Origin of the sequence: uncultured Thiocystis sp. (assembly GCF_903866365.1) — a bacterium.
GTDB lineage: Bacteria > Pseudomonadota > Gammaproteobacteria > Chromatiales > Chromatiaceae > Chromatium.
The window spans coordinates 1-17,742 of the sequence record NZ_CAIPNF010000448.1; the positions used below are offsets into that span (position 1 = coordinate 1).

A 17,742-nucleotide genomic window follows, 5' to 3' on the forward strand; every position below is an offset into this window, starting at 1 on the left:
GCCATCAGGCCAACCAGGGTCGTCACCGTGCTTTTGCCGTTGGAACCGGTGATGGCGCAGATCGGCGCCTGGACCGCGCGCGCGAAGAGTTCCACGTCGCCGATCACGGGCACGCCCCGGGCCAACGCCGCCTGGATCAATGGCTCGGCAATCGGCACCCCCGGACTCACCACCAGTTGCGTTGCGAGCGCGAAGACCTCGGGCTCGAAGCCGCCGACAAAGACCGCGACCTCGGGCAGCTCTTCCCGCAGGGTCTCCAGGCCGGGTGGCCGGGCGCGCGAATCGGTAACGGCCACCCACACGCCCTGGGCGCGCAGATAGCGCGCGCAGGACAGGCCGGTCTTGCCGAGACCGACGATCAGCGTTTTCGCCTCTGAACGGGCGGCAGGCCCACGGGAGTTGACGTCGGCTTCAGCCGAGGCCAGCCCACAAGCGTTGAGCGACAGTGAATTGGCCATGGCGCTCACCGGATCTTCAGGCTCGCCAGCCCAATCAGGACCAGCACCACGGTAACGATCCAGAACCGCACGATGACACGCGGTTCCGGCCAGCCCTGGAGTTCAAAATGATGATGCAGCGGCGCCATCCGGAAGATCCGCTTTCCGGTGAGTTTGAAGGACAGCACCTGCATCATCACCGAAATCGTCTCCACCACGAAGACGCCGCCCATGATGAAAAGCACCAGTTCCTGACGGGCCGCGACCGCGACCACGCCCAGTGCCGCGCCGAGGGCGAGCGCGCCGACGTCGCCCATGAACACCTGAGCCGGGTAGGCGTTGAACCAGAGAAACCCCAGCCCGGCACCGACCAGGGCGGCGCAGAAAATGACCAGTTCGCCAACCTCGGGAAGATAGGGAATCAGGAGGTAATTGGCGATCTGCGCATGACCCGCCGCATAGACGAAGATCGCCAGGGCACCGGCCACCAGCACGGTTGGCATGATCGCCAGGCCATCGAGCCCATCGGTCAGATTGACCGCGTTGCTAGCCCCGACGATGACAAAATAGGTCAACAGAATGAACCAGGGGCCAAGCTGAATCGCAAAATTCTTGGAATAGGGGATCAGCAGCGCGGTCTCGGCCGGCGAGACGGCGGAGGCGTAGAGCGCCATGGCGGCGGCGAACCCGGCGAGGGTCTGCCAGAAATATTTCCAGCGCGCGGCGAGTCCGCGCGGGTCGCGCTTCACCAGCTTTTTATAGTCGTCCACCAGCCCGATCGCGCCGAAGGCCAGGGTCGTGAGCAGCACGATCCAGACATAGCGGTTTTCCAGGTCGGCCCACAGCAAGGTACTGATCCCGACCGCGACCAAAATCAGCGCGCCGCCCATGGTGGGCGTACCAGACTTGGACAGGTGACTCTGCGGGCCGTCGTCGCGGATCGTTTGACCGATCTTGAAGGCCCGCAAGCGCAGAATCATCGGACGCCCGACGACCAGGGCGATCCCGAGAGCGGTCATGACGCCGAGGATCGCGCGCAGGGTCAGATAGCGGAAGACATTGAATCCGCTATAAAAATCGGCAAGCCATTCAGTGAGATAGAGCAACATTCTAAAGTCCCGACCCAGCGCAGAGCGCATCCACGATCAATTCCATCCGCGCCAGACGCGAACCCTTCACCAACACCCGATCCTCCGCGGCCAACTCGGCGGGCAGCCAATCGGCCAGCGCCTGCCGCTCCGCAAAATGTCGCCCGCCCTCGCCGAAGGCGCGACTGGCCGACGCGCTCAACGTACCGGCGGTGATCAGGCGATCGATCCCGGCCGCGCGCGCGACCGCGCCGATCTCTGCGTGCAGTCGCGGCGCATCCGGACCCAGTTCGCCGAGATCGCCGAGCACCAGCCAGCGCCGCCCGGTCAGTCCGCCCAGCACGTCGATCGCGGCGGCGATGGAATCCGGGTTGGCGTTGTAGGTGTCGTCAATGACGCCCAAGTCACCGCAGCGGCGCGGGCACAAACGGCCCTTGACCGGTGGCAGCCCCGCCAGCCCGTCGCGGATGAGGCGTTCGTCGATGCCGAGCGCCAGGGCGGCGGCGGTCGCCGCCAGGGCGTTGCGAACGTTGTGACAACCCGCCAGACGCAGCCTGAGCGGAATCTCGCGCGAACCGAAGCGCGCCGTAAACTCGGTGCGAAAACCCTCCTCGTCCCAGGCGATCCGAATGGCATCGGAGCGGGCGGTCACGTCAGCGCCTTCCGCCACGCCGTCGTCGAGAGCGAAGGTCAGCAGGCGTCGGCCAGCGGACAGTTCGCGCCACAGACCCAGATGCGGCGAATCGCCAGCGACCAGAAAAATCCCCTCCGCGGAGAGTCCGCGCGCGATCTCGCCCTTGGCGCGGGCCACCCCCGCGAGACTGCCGAACCCTTCCAGATGGGCGCGTCCGGCGTTGGTGATGAGGGCCAGATCCGGGCGGGCGATGTCGGTCATGTAGCCGATCTCGCCCGAATGGTTGGCACCCATTTCAAGCACCAGGAAATCCTCTTCGCGCGCCCCCAGGAGGGTCAGCGGCATGCCGATATCGTTGTTGAGATTGCCCCGCGTGGCCCGCACCCGACCGGCCCGCGCCAGGATGGCTGCGAGCATTTCCTTGACCGTGGTCTTGCCGTTACTGCCCGTAATGGCAATCACCCGACCGGGGAAACGCTCGCGCCAGGCCGCCGCCAGACGCCCGAGACCGAGACGGGTGTCGTCGACGATCCATTGCGGCAGATCCAGGGCCAGCGGACGATCCACCAGGGCCGCGACTGCACCGGCCGTTTGGGCGGCGGCAACATAGTCGTGACCATCGAAGTTCTCGCCGCGCAGGGCGATGAAGAGTTGCCCGGTGCAATCGGCGCGCGAATCGGTCCCGACGCCAGCGAACGCCCGATCCTGACCGCGCAGCGAGCCGCCGGCATGCGCGACGGCTTGAGCCAGCGTCCACATCATGGCTTCGGCTCCCGATGCGCCAGCAGCATCGAGGGGACTGGATCGTCCGGCGGCACATTGAAGAGCCGCAGCGCGCCCTCCATGACTTTTTGAAAGACCGGCGCCGCCACCAGGCCGCCGTAATAGGCGCTTCCGCCAGGTTCGTCGATCATGACCACCATCACCAGACGCGGCTTGCCGGCCGGCACGAAGCCGGCGAAGACCGACTGATAGCGGCCACCGCCATAACCGCCAGGGCCCGCTTTCTTGGCCGTACCGGTCTTGCCGCCGACGCGATAGCCGGCAATCTGTGCCCGCTTGGCGGTGCCCTGATCGGAGACCACGGTTTCCATCATGGCGCGGACCTTGCGTGCCGTGTCCGCGCTCAAGATGCGAATCTCCCTGGACGTGGAATCGGGCGCCTCTTCGTCCATGCCAAGGGCAAGCGCCGGGTCGCGCTTGATCAGGGTGACCGGGCGCTTGATCCCATCCGCCGCAAGCACGCTGTAAGCCTGGGCAAGCTGGAGCGAAGTGACGGACAGACTGTAACCGAAGGCCATGGTGGCGTGCTCGAAGGGCCGCCAGCGCGAATAATGGCGCAGCCGTCCGGCACTCTCGCCCGGAAAGCCGACACCAGTCGCATGGCCGAATCCAAGCTGATCGTAGAGCCCCCAGAGGCTGGCATAATCCATCTTCTGCGCGATCTTGACCGAGCCGACGTTACTCGACTTGGTAATGATTCCGGTCACATCCAGGGTGCCGTAGTTATGGACATCCTTCACCACGTTGCTGCCAACCCTGAGCGTCCCCGGCCCCGTCGCGATCCGCGTCGTCGGCGTCACCAAGCCCCGCTCCAGGGCGGCCGCGACCACGAAGGGCTTGAGCGTGGAGCCCGGCTCCATGACATCGGTCAGGGCGCGATTGCGACGCCGGTCGCCACTGCTGTCGCGGTCGGCATTCGGGTTGTAACCGGGCTGATTGACCATCGCCAGCACCTCGCCCGTGTTCACGTCCAGCACCACCACGGTCCCGCCCTTGGCCTTGTGTTCCTTGACCGCTTTCATGAGTTCGCGGTAGGCGAGAAATTGCAGTCGACGATCGAGACTCAGGACCAGATCTTTACCCTGACGCGGCGGGCGGATCTGCTCGATCTCCTGAACGATGCGACGACGACCGTCCAGGATCACGCGACGCAAGCCAGGCTCCGACTTCAGGTGATGGTCGTAAGCGAGTTCGACCCCCTCCTGGCCGCGGTCCTCGATGTCCGTGAACCCCATGACATGGCCGAAAACCTCAGCGCCAGGATAAAAACGCCGGTATTCGGTCTCGAAATCGACGCCTTCGATGTTGTGTTGATCAATCGCCAGCCTGACCTCGCGCGCTTCTTCGAAACTCACCCGGCGCTTCAGATAGAGAAATCCACGCTCTCGGTTGGACTCGATTTTTTCACGCAGCACGGCAGGCTCGATCCCCAGCGCGGCAGCCAGCGGCGGCAGCGAATTTAGGCTTTGAACCAGTTTGCGCGGATCCGCCCACACCGTTTCGACCGGCGTGCTCACGGCCAGGGGTTCGCCGTTCCGATCGGTGACCATGCCGCGCCGCGCCGCGATCTCGCCGATGCGCAAATAGCGTCGTTCGCCCTCGTTGCGCAGAAAGTCGGTTTCAATCACCTGACGATAAAAGACCGCCCCGGACAGCAGCACGAAGGTGCCCGAGAGCAGCCCGACTAGCAAGCGGCGACGCAACTTCAAATTTGGCTTCGCGCGCGGCGCCTCGACGCGCCGGGAGGTGATCCGTCGAAGACGATCATTACGGCTGGCCATGACCAGTCTCCTCGATCAGAAGTACGTCGCCCGCCCGTGGGGCGAACATACCGAGTTCATAACGTGCCTTGCGTTCAACCCGTACGTAGGTGGAAAGGGCGGCCTCTTCGAGTCGCAGACGGTTCCAGTCCACGTCGATCGCGTCGCGCTGGGCACGCAGATCCTGCAGATATCCGAAATGCAACCGTGTCAGATATTTGGCATGCACGACCCCTACCGCCGACAGGATTACGGTTAGCGCCAGGAGGGCAAGAACCCAAACGCCGCGTCGGATCATGAAGGCACCTCGACCGCGTTCGGGGCAAGCCGCTCGGCGATCCGCATGATCGCGCTACGCGCCCGCGGATTCGCCGCCAACTCCTCGGACGAAGGACGCACCGGCTTGCCGATCGCACGCAGACGGCCATGTGTCGCGGTCACCCGGACCGGAACGCCCTTGGGAAAGACGGGGCCTTGCGACTCCTGGCGGATGAAGCGCTTGACGATTCGGTCCTCCAAAGAGTGAAAACTGATGACGACCAGTCGCCCGGCTGTCGCCAGCAGGCCAGTGACCTGACCAAGACAGCGCTGGATCTCGTTCAACTCGTCATTGACGTGGATCCGCAGCGCCTGAAAGGTCCGGGTCGCCGGATGCTTGCCCGGTTCGCGGGTCGGCACCGCGCGGGCCACAAGGTCGGCAAGCTGGGAGGTGGTCACGAGTTCGCCGCGGGAACGGGTCTCGACGATGGCGCGGGCAATCCGCTTGGCGAAGCGCTCTTCCCCAAGATCGCGCAGCACAGCGACGATCTCACCTTGATCGGCATGGGTGAGCCACTCCGCCGCCGATTCACCGGATTGCGGATCCATTCGCATATCGAGCGGTCCGCCAACAGAGAAGCTGAACCCGCGCCGAGCGGTGTCCAATTGGGGAGACGACACGCCGAGATCGAGCAGAATGCCGTTCGCCTGAACGTGTGTATCGGCCTGGGCAAGAACCTCGCCGAGCGCGCCAAAGCATCCCTGGAAAATGGAGAAGCGCGGGTCCAAGGCAGCCAGGGGGCGAGCGGCGGCAACGGCATCCGGATCGCGATCCAGCGCGATCAAGCGCCCCGCGGGGCCAAGGCGTGCCAGGATGGCGCGACTATGCCCGCCACGACCGAAGGTGCCGTCGATATAGAGACCGCTCGGATCCAACACCAGCGCAGCCACACTCTCCTCCAGCAAGACAGGTTTATGCATTAAGCATCTGTTTTATAAATTAAATTTAAGTCTGACGAGCGACGGGGATTAGAGTGTCAAGGAGCCCAGGCCCGCGGTTAACGCCAGGTCGCCGATCGCCGAATCGTTCAGCGCCGCCTCGTTGCGCGCCTGCCAGGCCGCCTCGTCCCACAGTTCGAATTTAATCCCCTGACCCACGAACGCGACCCGCTTATCCAAAGCGGCGAAATCGCGCAGATATTGAGGAACAAGGATGCGGCCCTGAGCGTCGATATCCACTTCCTGTGCATTTCCGACATAGAGCCGCTGGAGAGCGCGCGCAGTGGGATCGAGAGCGGGGAGAGCGGCGAATTGACGCTCGATCACTTCCCATTCGGGCTCTGGATACAGCAGAAGACAGCGATCCCGGTCCACCGTGATCACCAGATGGGACTCGCAGGATGCCTGCAGGCGGTCGCGATGCCTGGACGGAATCGCAAGACGCCCCTTCGCATCCAGATTGACGATGGCGACCCCCCGAAACACCAACGCCCCCTCGCGACTTGTCGATCGCGCTTTGCCCCCTAATTCCCCACTCTCACCCACTTATCCGTCATCTTAGTGATCGCCAGAGACATCGTCAAGAATCCAATCGGTTATTCGCGTTGGCAGTCAGCGACTTACACGCCATAGTTCAGCATGGGCGCGAACTCACAAAAAGATGCTTGATTTCAGGTAGGTGAGGCAATCAATCTAGAAACGACTTGAGATAAAGATCGCAAGTCGCCGACACTCATCGGATGAGCGGGGCGCGCGGGAATCATGAGGGAGTTGGCCGATAAGCCGGGTTCTGTCGAGGACAGCCATTCATCTGGGACGCATGTCGCCATGCGCCTCAAGCGACCTACCCGGGAACACGCGCGGGCCGCGCGTTGCGGTCGAAACCGCCTGTCCCCCTATTTGGTCTTGCTCCGGGTGGGGTTTACCCTGCCACCGATGTTACCATCGGCGCGGTGCGCTCTTACCGCACCATTTCACCCTTACCTCCCGCAACGGGCGCGGGATCGGCGGTTTCTTTTCTGCGGCACTTTCCGTGGGCTCGCGCCCCCCAGGCGTTACCTGGCACCCTGCCCGTTGGAGCCCGGACTTTCCTCCCGTTTCGCGAACGAAACGAGCGACTGCCTGGCCAACTCCCAGCCGAGAAGTATACCGAAAAGCGGTCATGCAGTGGCTGGAATTCGCGAACCTCAATCGTCCGCCCCCCCCAGGCCCAGATCGAGACCCAATCGATAGAGCGTATTTTTCCTGGCGCCAGTCAAGCGGGCCGCCAGGTCGACCGCCTGACGCAGCGGCAGCGCTTCGCCCAGGATCCGCAGCACCCGCTCCTGCTCGATGCGCTCGCCCTCGTCCGGGGCCAGGTTCCGACCTTCGACCAGGATGACGAGTTCGCCGAGTTGCTGTTCGGGGTCCGCCGCCAACCGAGCGATCAAGTCCCGCGGCTGACCGAACAGAAAGGTCTCGAAGCGCTTGGTGAGTTCGCGCGCCAGCACCACGCGGCGGTGCTCGCCCAGCACCGCGCCCAGGTCTTCGAGCGTCGCCAGCGCCCGTTTCGCGCTCTCGTACAGAATCAGGGTGCCGGGCTCGTTGGCAACCTCCCCGAGCCAGCTCCGACGCTGAGCGCGGGTGCGCGGCGGAAACCCGAGAAACAGGAACCGATCGCTCGGCAAACCGGCCGCCGAGAGTGCGCAGATCGCCGCGTTGGCACCCGGCACGGGCACCACCGTCAGCCCCCGTTCGCGCGCCGCGGCGACCAGGCTATAGCCCGGATCGTTGATCAAAGGCGTTCCCGCATCCGAGACCAGCGCCACGTCGCGCCCCGCCTCCAGATCCGCCAGCAAGCGTGGCGCGACCCGCGACTCATTGTGATCGTGATAGGCGACCAGCGTTGCCATAATCCCGAAGTGGTTGAGGAGATGCAGGGTTTCGCGGGTATCCTCCGCGGCGATCAAAGCGACCTCGGACAGGATCTTACGCGCGCGCTCGGTCATGTCGGCAAGATTGCCGATCGGCGTTGCGACCACGTATAGTATTCCTCGTTGTTGCTGCATCTTGTGTCCTCGACAGACTCTGAAACGGAACTGAACATGCTCAAGAATCGCGTTGACCGCATCCTTTTGTCCACCAGGCGCCCGGCCCGCGCGTGGCGGCTGCCTCCCCTGCTGCTGGCGACCATCCTGTCCGCCTGCGCGGTCAACCCGATCCAGGAGGAGGCCAGGGTACTCGCCCCCATCCCCGCCGCGGAACTGAATCGCGCGACCGTCCTGGAAGCCCAGGGCAAGGCCACGGAGGCCGCCGCGCTCTATCTCGACCTCGCGGCCAAGGCCCAGCCGCCCGCGCGCGTCCAACTCCAGATCAAGGCGGCCCGCGCCTCTCTTGCAGCCGGTCAAACCGCGCCCGCGAAGAAAACCGTCGACGCGATCTCCCGTCCGGACATGACACCCTCGCAACGGGATCTGCTGCTGCTGACCGAGGCAGATCTGGCGCTGCAGACGGACCATCCCAAGGACGCGATCGGATTGCTGGAGCGCATGCAGGTTCAGACCTTGCCCAAGGAGCTGAAGGCCCATCGGTTGGGAACCCTGGCCTCCGCCCAGCGGCTTGCCAACTCGCCGCTCGCCGCCGCTCAAACCCTCGACGAGCTGGACCGGCAGCTCGATCAACAGGACGAACGTTTGCTCAATCAGGTCTCTCTGATCTCAACCTTGAACCTGGTCGGCAACGCCGAACTGCGGGATCTTGCCCGCCAGGGAAGCGGCACCATGAAAGGTTGGGCCGACGTCGCCCTGCTGACACGCAATGCCGACGCCGATCCGCAACCGCTGGAGACCCGTTACCGCCAATGGAAGCAAGGGCATTCAGGGCACCCGGCACTCCCCGAGTTGGCCAATGCCTACACGGGGACACTTGCCGGCGGTTATGCAAACGGCGACCAGGTCACCATCCTTCTCCCGCGTGGCGGTCGCTTCGCCGCCGCCGCCAAGGCCGTGCAGGACGGCATCGAGGCCGCCGGCCGCGCGGATCGGGCGGGCCAACGGCCAATGTTGAATTTCACGGACATTTCCAATGCCGATCGCTCGCGGGGCCTGCATGCCAAGGCAATCCAGGACGGCGCCGATTATGTGATCGGCCCTCTACAGAAGGAGGCCGTTGACGCCCTGGCGGCCGAGCGGCTTCTCGGAGTTCCGACCCTGGCGCTCAACGAGGCGACCCGGACCGACAAACGCGCCGAAAACCTCTACCAATTCTCGCTCTCGCCCGAGAATGAAGCCACCGAGGTTGCCAGCAAGGCCTACGCCATGGGTCTGAGACGCGCGCTGCTGCTCTACCCGGCAGGCGCCTGGGGCGAGCGGCTGGCAGGCGCCTTTCGGCGCCAGTGGAGTCATCAGGGAGGCACTCTGACGCGGCAGTCAAGCTACCCGCCGACCGGGGCCAGCGCCGACCGGGTGGCGACCAAGCTACTCGGCGGGGCCGACGCGGATCTGGTGTTCCTGGTCGCGACCGCGGACATGGCGCGCAAACTTCACCCGCGTCTGCAAGCCGCGTCGACCAAAGCCATCACGGTCATCTCCACCTCCCATGTCTATGCGGGCGACTTCGACCCCAAGCGCGACGCGGGGCTGGTTGGACTCTATTTCGTCGATATTCCCTGGATGCTCGATGTCGGCGGAGCGGGACCGCTCTCGCGCCGCGCCCTGAGCAAAGGCACCGACCCGCTCGCCCGGCTGCACGCCATGGGCATCGACGCCTACCGACTGGCGCCGCGTCTCGCGGACCTTGCCAAAAACCCTGGCGGCTACTATCCCGGACAGACCGGCGGACTGTCGCTTGATCGTTTGGGACGGATCCAGCGTCAGCTTGAGCTTGGACGCTTTACCGAAACCGGCCCGCGCCTGGCCGATCTCGCCGTGGACACGAGCAAACCGGAGACGCGCTAAGGGGCAAGGGGCAAGGGGCAAGGAATTATTTTCAGGGCGCGAGATCCAAGCAAGGCAATCGCGCAAGGAATGGATATTCTTCAACGATCTGGGATGGAGATGACCATGGTCAGTCAGGAATCGAAGCCTAGCGCCGGATCGGTTGGCGAGGCCATGGAGCGTCTCGCCGAATCCTTTCTGATGCGCCAGGGTCTGAGATTCATTGCGCGTAACCACCGCTGCCGGTACGGCGAAATCGATCTCATCCTGCGCGAAGCCGCGATGCTGGTGTTCGTGGAGGTGCGCTTTCGCCGCTCTACACGCTTCGGCAGCCCGGCGGAAACCGTCGACGTCCGCAAACAGCGACGCCTGATCGCGACCGCCAATCACTATCTTCAGTCGCATCCCAGCGCCCTAGCCTGCCGCTTCGATGTCGTTGCCATCAGCGGTCAGAATCAGATTCAGTGGATTAAACATGCTTTTACCGCCGATTCCTCATAGATACTCAAACTTTCTCACAGGATGGCTGGCGCTGCTGCTGGCCCTGACGGTCGCACTGTCCGGTTGCGTCCCCCTCGTCGTGGGCGGAGCGGCGGTCGGCGCCTCCGCCATCTATGACCGCCGCCCCCCGCAGGTCGTGCTCGAAGATCAGCAGATCGAGCTCACCGCCATTCATCAATTGCTCCAGGATCCCGCGATTCAGGGACACTCCAGAATCGCGGTGACCAGCTACAACCGAACAGTCCTGCTGACCGGCCAGGCGGAATCGGCGGAGGTGGTGCGCCAGGCGGTCGATCATGTGAGCCGTCTCCCCAAGGTTCAGCGCGTCATCGATGAATTGACCATCGGACCCAAGACCGATCTGGTGCGTCAATCCGAGGACATCTACATCACCTCGCGCGCCAAACTGGCGATGACAGCGGTCGATCTCCCGGATTTCAACGCGACTCGGATCAAGGTCGTGACCGAGGACGGCGTGGTCTATCTCCTGGGACTGGTCAATCCGGCGGAGGCGGAGGCGGCAACCGAGCAGGTGCGCTATGTCCCCGGCGTCAAGCGCGTGGTCAAACTCTTCGAATACCAGTAAACCGCGTCCTGAGCGACATTCCTGGTCGCGAGCGATGACAGCCTCGCAGTGACCTGCGACGGTTGGTGAGACGCGGTTTACATGATGAGAAAAGAAGGTTTAACTCATTGAACAGGATCGCACGCGGGGTCGCGTTTTCCGCTAGTTTCCAACGCTCGCTTGCCCGGATCGCGGGCGTTGGCTGTCTGCTCACCGATCCGGCCGACTGCTGGCCCTACGGTTACGACAACAGCCGCCGCCACGCGCTGCCGCAGGCGGTCGTGTTCGCGACCGACGAGCCCCGGATCGCGGCCCTGGTCCGACTTTGCGCCGAGGCGGGCATCCCGCTGATCGCGCGCGGGCGCGGCACCGGCACCACCGGCGCCACGGTGCCGGACCGGGGCGGCATCGTCCTCTCCTTCGAGCGCATGGACCGGATCATCCGTCTCGTCCCCGCCGACCGTCTGGCGGTCGTGCAACCGGGCGTGCTCAATGCGACCCTGCAACAGGCACTGGAGCCGCTCGGCTTTTTCTGGCCCCCGGACCCCACCAGCGCGGCGACCTGCACCATCGGCGGCAATCTCGCCTACAACTCGGCCGGTCCGCGTGCGGTCAAGTACGGCACCCCGCGCGACAATACCCTGGGTCTACGGGCTATCGATGGACGCGGCGAGCCCTTTCGCACCGGCGTCCTGACCACCAAGGGCGTGGTCGGCTACGATCTGACACGGCTCGTCATCGGCTCGGAGGGCACCCTCGCGCTGATCACCGAGGCCACCCTGAAGCTGACCCCGCTGCCCGAGGCGAAGCGCACCCTGCGCGCCGCCTATACCGACATCCACGCCGCCGCCGCCGCCGTCTCGGCCATCATGGCCCAGCCGGTCACCCCCTGCGCGCTCGAATTCATGGACGCCGCCGCCATCGCCACCGTGCGCCATTTCACCGAGATCGATCTGCCCGAGGGCGCGGGGGCGCTGCTGATGATCGAGGTCGACGGCCCGCGCGCCTGCATCGACGAGGCGCTGAACGCCGTGAGCGCCGCCGCCCAGGTCGCGGGATTGCTCGAACTGCGACGCGCCGACTCCGCCGACGAGGTCGCCGCGCTCTGGAAGGCCCGCAAATCGCTGTCGCCGACCCTGCGTCACATCGCCCCCAAAAAGATCAACGAGGACGTGGTCGTCCCGGTCTCGCGCATGGGCGAATTCATCGAGGGACTGGAGCGGCTGTCGCACGAGACCGGCATCCGCATCGTCAACTTCGGTCATGCCGGCAACGGCAATATCCATGTCAACCTGCTGATCGACCCGGACGATGCCGGGGAGGTCGAACGTGCCCGTGATTGCCTGGACGCGATGTTTTCGCTCGTGTTGCGTCTGGGCGGAACCCTCTCGGGCGAACATGGCGTCGGACTGGAAAAGCGCGATTTCGTGGGACGGGAGATCGATCCGGTCGCGCTGCGGCTGATGTCCGAGATCAAGCGCGGCTTCGATCCCGCCGGGATTCTGAACCCCGGCAAAGGGGCTGCCAGACCCTATCGATTGAACGACAACGAAGAGGCCCCGGTCTCGGAACTTGAGCTGTGAAGCGCTCGCCATGGACAGATCCCTCCAGCCGGGGATAGGGTCAGGAGCTTTCTGCATCTCCTCGGTCTGCATCCAGTCGAGCGGCTAACGGCCTTGAGACCCCGGCTCGTTGCTCGCCGCCGGGACGATGCGCCACGCCAGCCGACGTTCGCGCACCCCGGTCCAGGTCTGCTCGCCTTGCGCGACGACCACGACCGGTCTGCCCAGCTCCAGCAGCCGGCCCAGAGAGCGTCCGATCTGAAGAGTGTTGATGTTTTGTCGTGAAATCAGTGCAGGTACGTACACAGAAACACGAAAAATCCTTGCCCGTGTCTCTGGCAAGACGCCGGTCAAGCCGAGTCATTTCCCAGGACGCACCAGCCCGCCCAGCCCGACCGCTTCCAGCGCATCGAGGAGCAGCCGGCGCACCGAGCCGGAGTCCTCGCATTGCAGCGCGACTTTCAGCACCTCGCGCGCGCGCGCCCGGCTGATGCTGCGGATGACGCGCTTGACCCGCAGCAGGCTGCCGGCGCCCATGCTCAGGCTGTGCACGCCCATGCCGAGCAGGAGAAAGGTGGCGAGCGGATCGCCGGCCATCTCGCCGCAGACGCTGACCTCGCGGCCATGCACCCGCGCGCCGGTGATGATCTGCAGCAGGGCGCGCAGGATCGCCGGATGAAATTCGTCGTAGAGCTTGGCGACATGCGGATTATTGCGGTCGACGGCGAGCAGGTATTGAGTCAGGTCGTTGGTGCCGACCGAGAGAAAATCCACCCGCCGCGCCAGCGCCTCGGACTGATAGACGGCGGCGGGAACCTCGATCATGACGCCGACCGGGGGCATCTTGACCTGATAGCCTTCCTCCAGCAGTTCGTCATGGGCGCGATGGATCAGCAGCAGAGCGTCGTCCACCTCCCCGACCGAGCTGATCATGGGCAGCAGCAGTTGCAGGTTGTCGAGCCCGATGGCGGCGCGCAGGATGGCCCGCGCCTGGGTCAGAAAGATCTCGGGATGATCGAGCGTGATGCGGATGCCGCGCCAGCCAAGAAAGGGATTGGCCTCGTGCATCGGGAAATAGGGCAGCGGTTTGTCGCCGCCGATATCGAGCGTCCGAATGGTCACGGGGCGCGGCGCGAACAGTTCCAGCACATGCCGATAGTTCGACATCTGGGCGGCCTCGCCCGGAAAGCTGTCGCGCACGATAAAGGGAAGCTCGGTGCGATAGAGACCGACCCCGGCGGATTCCTCGATCCCGAGCGGGCGATTCTCCGAGACCAGCCCGGTGTTCAGATAGAGCGGCATCAGATAACCGTCCGTGGTTTCGGCCGGCAGATGCCGCAGAGTCTGGAGTTCGTTGGTGAGCACCGCGTCGTCTTCCGCGAGACGCTGGTACTCGGAGCGGACCGCTGGGCCGGGGGCGACATAGACGCGCCCGCGATATCCGTCCACTACCATCTCCCGGCCTTCGGCCCGCCCGACGGGCAGGTCGGACACGCCCATGGCCGCCGGCACCCCCATGCCACGGGCCAGAATGCCGACATGCGACGACCCCGAGCCAGTGGTGGAGACGATCCCGACGAGCTTCTCGCGCGGCACGTCGGCGATCTGCATCGCGCTGATCTCTTCGCCCACCAGAATCGTCTGGGGCGCGTACTGGATCGGCGCGGCGGTCAGATTCTGGAGGTGCATCAGCACGCAGCGCCCAAGATCCCGGACATCGGACCCCCGCTCGCGCAGATAGGCATCGTCCATGTTGTCGAAGACCTTGGCGTGTTCGGCGATCGTCTCGCGCAAGGCGCCCGGCGCCCAGTTGCCGGCACGAATGCGCGACAGGGTGCCGTCGATCAGGGTGTCGCTCTCCAGCATCAGACGCCAGGCGTCGAATAACGCCATGTCCTCGGTGCTCAAGAGCTTTTGGGTGCGCGACGCGAAGCGATCCAGGTCATTGACCACATTGCGCACCGCGCGCCGAAAGTCTTCCTCCTCCCCCTCCGGGTCATCGGGACGGCGGTCCGGCACGGCATCCAGATCGGCCGGCGGATAGACCACTACCGCCTGACCGATGCCGATTCCCGGCGAGGCGGCCAGTCCGGGCAGAAAGCGCTGCGGGATACCGTCATCCTGAAGACGCACCAGTTCGCCGCTGGTCCGGGCGAAGGTGATGGCCCCGGCGAGTTGCGACGCCAGGGTCATGACGAAGGTGACTTCGTCCTCCTCGAAGTGGCGCCGCTGGCGCTGTCGCAGCACCAGCACGCCGAGCACCTTGCGATTCTGGATGATGGGCGCGCCCAGAAAACCGTGATAACTCTCCTCGCCAATGTCGATGATCCGTTCGTAGCGCGGATGGGTGGCCGCGTCGTCGAGATTGATCGGCTCGGCGCGCTCGCTCACCAGGCCGATCAGTCCGCGGCCAAGTTCCAGACGCACCCGCCCGACGACATGGCCGCTCAGTCCCTCGGTCGCGTGCAGGATGTGACAACGGTTATCGAAATCGTTGAGATACACGGAGCAGACATCGGCGCCGACCACCTGTTTGACGCGACGCACAATGATCGTCAGCGCCTGCTCCAGATCCTGGGCGTTATTGACCTCCTGAACGATACGCCGCAACGACTCCAGCATACTGAGCGGAGGATTCGCGAGAAGAAATGTTGGGCTCTCTGTCAAGCGGATACCTGGATGATCGGAGAAGGGAAAGGGCGAACCTTCGGCATGCCCGGTTGACCGACAGGCGCCCGGACCCCAGAGGATGTCAGGCGCCCGCGCGGGCCGCGCATGCGATGTCGGACAGTTGTATCGAGCGCCGCTCTAGGGATGGCGCTGGCGCAGAAACCCCGCGACCCCGGTAAAATACTCCTCGTGTCGCGGCAAGCCCTCGGGATAGAGGATGGGCGCCAATTCCTCAAGCGCCTGTTGATAGACGCGACGCTTGAAATAGACGACCTCCTGGAGCGGCTGCCAATACCGGACCCAGCGCCAGGCATCGAATTCGGGTTTATCCGTGGTATCGAGACAGAAGGCATCCTCCCCGCAATCCACGCGGAGCAGGAACCAGACCTGCTTCTGACCGATGCAGGTCGGCCCGCAATGCCGGCGGATGTAGCGCTTGGGCAGATGGTAACGCAACCAGCCCCGGGTGCTGCCCAGAATGGTGACCTGTAATGCGTTCAGGCCGACTTCTTCCTCAAGTTCCCGGTACATCGCTTCTTCGGGAGTTTCGTCGGCATTGATGCCGCCCTGGGGGAATTGCCATGCATTCTGGCCAACACGGCGTCCCCAGAATAAGCGACGATCCCGATTGCTCAGGATAATGCCGACGTTGGGTCGAAAACCGTCGTGGTCGATCAAGGAATCGTCATCCTGTTATCAGGTCTATCCTCATTCTTCCATATCCGAGTTGTTTCCGGCAAGCGACGCACTACGTAAGCGATTGCTAATCAAGAACTTGCTCGGGCAAGATGAGGCCCGAGGCCACGCTCGCGCCCGGATTCCGGGCCGGGGAGCGGCGCGCAACCTGGGATCGGCATGCCGAATTCTCGACGATCGGCGCGAATCATGGCATTTTGTTTGCTAACTGCCGGATCTTTCCGTCTCAACGACTTTTCGCAACCACCCTTTGTCTGGGAGCGCTCCGGCCTATGGCCCTGTCCATCTTCGATCTCGACAATACCCTGCTCAATGGCGACTCGGACTATCTCTGGGGACGCTTCCTCGCGCGCGAGGGCATCGTGGACGGCGCTCGCTACGAACGCGAAAACGAACGCTTCTATCGCGACTATCAGGCCGGCACGCTGGACATCCAGGAGTTTCTGCGCTTTTCGCTGCGACCGCTCCGCGAGCACCCCCGCCAGCGACTGGAGGCGCTGCGCGAGCGGTTCGTCACCGAGCAGATCGAGCCGATCATGCTCGCGGCGGCGCGGGAACTGATCGCCGCCCACCGGGCGGCCGGCGATACGCTCATGATCGTGACGGCGACCAATGCCTTCGTGACCGCGCCCATCGCCGCGCGTTTCGGCATCCCGCACCTGATCGCCACCCAGCCGGCGGAGTCGAACGGTCAATACACGGGCGAGGTCAAAGGCGTGCCGGCCTTTCGGGAAGGCAAGGTGATCCGCCTGGAACAGTGGCTCGCCGAGCACGGGCGGGATCTGACCGGAAGCGCGTTCTACAGCGACTCGCACAACGACTTGCCGCTTCTGGAACGGGTCGCGCGACCCGTGGCCGTCGATCCGGACCCCCAACTCCGCGCCATCGCGCAATCCCGCGGCTGGTCCATCCTATCCTTGCGGGATTGACCACGTTTCCGTGCGCACGGACTCAATTTGACATGACGTTTTCCGGAAATCGCCCCAGGTCAGACATCTGACAACTGACAACTAAAATCTGACGGATTCACCTTTCCGTCATCCAACCCACATCTCCCTGCAATCGTTGCGACCTAATATTATCCTTTTCATTAGCCGATGAGTTCGAGGATCTGTTATGGTCGCTTCCGCCTCCGCGTCGACCGCCCCGCGCGGCGAACGCCTGTTTGCCGAACTCGCCGCTTCCGCCCAGGAAGTCCGCGAGGCCCAATCCCTGCGCTATCGGGTCTTCGGCGAGGAAATGGGGGCACGGCTTAAGGGCGACGCGGGTCTCGATCGCGACGCGTTCGACGATTACTGTCAGCACCTGCTGGTCCGCGATGCGCAAAGCGGCCTGGTCGTTGGCTGTACCCGCCTCCTGTCGGACACGCAGGCCGCCCGCCTCGGGCGCTTCTACTCCGAAGGCGAATTCGAGCTGGGCTCGATTACCCGCCTCAAGGGGCGTCTCCTGGAGGTCGGCCGGACCTGCATCGCGCCGGAATTCCGGCAGGGATCGGCCATCGCGGTACTCTGGTCCGGACTGGCCGGCTACATCACTCTGCACGGCTTCGACTATCTCTTTGGCTGCGCCAGCGTTCCGCTCGGAGATCAGGATCTCCAGGCTGCCGCCATCATGAACCGGCTGCGCCGACAGGCCATGTCCACCGAGGACCTGCGCGTGACGCCCCGAGCGCCGCTGCTGACCGCCCACGAGGACATCCTCGACGCGCCCCTGCCGGCATTGCTGCGCGCCTATGTCCGACTGGGCGCCCGCGCCTGCGGCGAACCCTGCCGGGATCCCGATTTCGGGGTGGCGGATGTGCTCATGCTGCTCAATGTCGACGAGCTCAATCCAAGCTATTCGCGCCATTTTCTCGAACGGATGACCGACCGATGA

Annotated in this window: 16 protein-coding genes, 1 other RNA gene and 1 pseudogene; 6 read left to right on the forward strand and 12 right to left on the reverse strand. The window is 64.4% G+C overall.

The window, feature by feature from the left end; all coding sequences use genetic code 11:
* The 9 genes and pseudogenes from murD to rsmI all read right to left on the reverse strand — a co-directional run.
* Nucleotides 1-458: pseudogene (murD, locus tag QZY07_RS24490) on the reverse strand (UDP-N-acetylmuramoyl-L-alanine--D-glutamate ligase); the annotation flags it as partial.
* 5 nt (nt 459-463) lie between these two features.
* Nucleotides 464-1,546 carry a phospho-N-acetylmuramoyl-pentapeptide-transferase gene (gene mraY, locus QZY07_RS24495; RefSeq protein WP_295408583.1) on the reverse strand — a complete coding sequence of 361 codons (1,083 nt, stop codon included), beginning with the start codon at nt 1,544-1,546 and terminating at the stop codon, nt 464-466.
* Nucleotide 1,547: 1 nt separating this feature from the next.
* The gene (gene murF / locus QZY07_RS24500) at nt 1,548-2,918 is read right to left on the reverse strand and encodes a UDP-N-acetylmuramoyl-tripeptide--D-alanyl-D-alanine ligase (RefSeq protein ID WP_295408629.1); all 1,371 of its coding nucleotides are present in this window, start codon (nt 2,916-2,918) and stop codon (nt 1,548-1,550) included.
* A complete protein-coding gene (locus QZY07_RS24505; protein ID WP_295408585.1) occupies nt 2,918-4,723 on the reverse strand; it encodes a penicillin-binding protein 2 in 1,806 nt (601 codons plus the stop codon). The genes murF and QZY07_RS24505 overlap by 1 nt, the downstream gene beginning before the upstream one ends.
* Complete coding sequence (gene ftsL, locus QZY07_RS24510) at nt 4,710-5,000, reverse strand: cell division protein FtsL (protein WP_295408587.1); 291 nt, start codon at nt 4,998-5,000, stop codon at nt 4,710-4,712. Before ftsL ends, QZY07_RS24505 begins: the two co-directional genes overlap by 14 nt.
* Nucleotides 4,997-5,941: a 16S rRNA (cytosine(1402)-N(4))-methyltransferase RsmH gene (rsmH, locus tag QZY07_RS24515; RefSeq protein ID WP_295408590.1), complete on the reverse strand. Its 945-nt coding sequence runs from the start codon at nt 5,939-5,941 to the stop codon at nt 4,997-4,999. Before rsmH ends, ftsL begins: the two co-directional genes overlap by 4 nt.
* Before the next feature lie 48 nt (nt 5,942-5,989).
* Complete coding sequence (mraZ, locus tag QZY07_RS24520; RefSeq protein ID WP_295408592.1) at nt 5,990-6,445, reverse strand: division/cell wall cluster transcriptional repressor MraZ; 456 nt, start codon at nt 6,443-6,445, stop codon at nt 5,990-5,992.
* A gap of 277 nt (nt 6,446-6,722) precedes the next feature.
* Nucleotides 6,723-7,093, reverse strand: an RNA gene (rnpB, locus tag QZY07_RS24525) — RNase P RNA component class A.
* Between the two features lie 53 nt (nt 7,094-7,146).
* Nucleotides 7,147-8,007: a 16S rRNA (cytidine(1402)-2'-O)-methyltransferase gene (rsmI, locus tag QZY07_RS24530; protein ID WP_295408594.1), complete on the reverse strand. Its 861-nt coding sequence runs from the start codon at nt 8,005-8,007 to the stop codon at nt 7,147-7,149.
* Nucleotides 8,008-8,043: 36 nt separating this feature from the next.
* Between rsmI and QZY07_RS24535 the strand changes: the two genes are divergently transcribed.
* The 4 genes from QZY07_RS24535 to QZY07_RS24550 all read left to right on the forward strand — a co-directional run bounded on the left by QZY07_RS24535 (nt 8,044) and on the right by QZY07_RS24550 (nt 12,522).
* On the forward strand, nt 8,044-9,894 hold the full coding sequence (locus QZY07_RS24535; protein WP_295408596.1) for a penicillin-binding protein activator: 1,851 nt from the start codon (nt 8,044-8,046) through the stop codon (nt 9,892-9,894).
* Between the two features lie 99 nt (nt 9,895-9,993).
* On the forward strand, nt 9,994-10,374 hold the full coding sequence (locus tag QZY07_RS24540; RefSeq protein WP_295408631.1) for a YraN family protein: 381 nt from the start codon (nt 9,994-9,996) through the stop codon (nt 10,372-10,374).
* Entirely contained in the window at nt 10,349-10,960 is a 612-nt protein-coding gene (locus QZY07_RS24545) for a BON domain-containing protein (RefSeq protein WP_295408598.1), read from the forward strand. Before QZY07_RS24540 ends, QZY07_RS24545 begins: the two co-directional genes overlap by 26 nt.
* A 107-nt stretch (nt 10,961-11,067) precedes the next feature.
* Nucleotides 11,068-12,522, forward strand: coding sequence for an FAD-linked oxidase C-terminal domain-containing protein (locus QZY07_RS24550; protein ID WP_295408600.1), 1,455 nt, complete (start codon nt 11,068-11,070; stop codon nt 12,520-12,522).
* A gap of 84 nt (nt 12,523-12,606) precedes the next feature.
* On the opposite strand, the gene QZY07_RS24555 is transcribed toward QZY07_RS24550, so the two are convergent.
* The 3 genes from QZY07_RS24555 to QZY07_RS24565 form a co-directional block, all read right to left on the reverse strand.
* Nucleotides 12,607-12,807, reverse strand: coding sequence for a hypothetical protein (locus QZY07_RS24555; protein WP_295408602.1), 201 nt, complete (start codon nt 12,805-12,807; stop codon nt 12,607-12,609).
* A 54-nt stretch (nt 12,808-12,861) separates the two neighbouring features.
* Nucleotides 12,862-15,123: a phosphoenolpyruvate--protein phosphotransferase gene (ptsP, locus tag QZY07_RS24560; protein ID WP_295408604.1), complete on the reverse strand. Its 2,262-nt coding sequence runs from the start codon at nt 15,121-15,123 to the stop codon at nt 12,862-12,864.
* Between the two features lie 186 nt (nt 15,124-15,309).
* Nucleotides 15,310-15,849 carry an RNA pyrophosphohydrolase gene (locus QZY07_RS24565; RefSeq protein WP_295408606.1) on the reverse strand — a complete coding sequence of 180 codons (540 nt, stop codon included), beginning with the start codon at nt 15,847-15,849 and terminating at the stop codon, nt 15,310-15,312.
* A 290-nt stretch (nt 15,850-16,139) separates the two neighbouring features.
* Here QZY07_RS24565 and QZY07_RS24570 point away from each other — a divergent pair, with 290 nt between their 5' ends.
* Complete coding sequence (locus tag QZY07_RS24570; RefSeq protein ID WP_295408608.1) at nt 16,140-16,796, forward strand: HAD family hydrolase; 657 nt, start codon at nt 16,140-16,142, stop codon at nt 16,794-16,796.
* Between the two features lie 187 nt (nt 16,797-16,983).
* Nucleotides 16,984-17,742: a GNAT family N-acyltransferase gene (locus QZY07_RS24575; protein WP_295408610.1), complete on the forward strand. Its 759-nt coding sequence runs from the start codon at nt 16,984-16,986 to the stop codon at nt 17,740-17,742.

What these genes read in the sequence shown, in the direction of transcription:
- rsmI (WP_295408594.1), bottom strand. Translation starts at nt 8,007, where the DNA reads ATGCAGCAACAACGAGGAATACTATACGTGGTCGCAACGCCGATCGGC.
- QZY07_RS24570 (WP_295408608.1), top strand. Translation starts at nt 16,140, where the DNA reads ATGGCCCTGTCCATCTTCGATCTCGACAATACCCTGCTCAATGGCGAC.
- ptsP (WP_295408604.1), bottom strand. Translation starts at nt 15,123, where the DNA reads ATGCTGGAGTCGTTGCGGCGTATCGTTCAGGAGGTCAATAACGCCCAG.
- murF (WP_295408629.1), bottom strand. Translation starts at nt 2,918, where the DNA reads ATGTGGACGCTGGCTCAAGCCGTCGCGCATGCCGGCGGCTCGCTGCGC.
- QZY07_RS24535 (WP_295408596.1), top strand. Translation starts at nt 8,044, where the DNA reads ATGCTCAAGAATCGCGTTGACCGCATCCTTTTGTCCACCAGGCGCCCG.
- ftsL (WP_295408587.1), bottom strand. Translation starts at nt 5,000, where the DNA reads ATGATCCGACGCGGCGTTTGGGTTCTTGCCCTCCTGGCGCTAACCGTA.
- QZY07_RS24545 (WP_295408598.1), top strand. Translation starts at nt 10,349, where the DNA reads ATGCTTTTACCGCCGATTCCTCATAGATACTCAAACTTTCTCACAGGA.
- mraY (WP_295408583.1), bottom strand. Translation starts at nt 1,546, where the DNA reads ATGTTGCTCTATCTCACTGAATGGCTTGCCGATTTTTATAGCGGATTC.
- rsmH (WP_295408590.1), bottom strand. Translation starts at nt 5,941, where the DNA reads ATGCATAAACCTGTCTTGCTGGAGGAGAGTGTGGCTGCGCTGGTGTTG.
- QZY07_RS24505 (WP_295408585.1), bottom strand. Translation starts at nt 4,723, where the DNA reads ATGGCCAGCCGTAATGATCGTCTTCGACGGATCACCTCCCGGCGCGTC.
- QZY07_RS24540 (WP_295408631.1), top strand. Translation starts at nt 9,994, where the DNA reads ATGACCATGGTCAGTCAGGAATCGAAGCCTAGCGCCGGATCGGTTGGC.
- QZY07_RS24575 (WP_295408610.1), top strand. Translation starts at nt 16,984, where the DNA reads ATGGTCGCTTCCGCCTCCGCGTCGACCGCCCCGCGCGGCGAACGCCTG.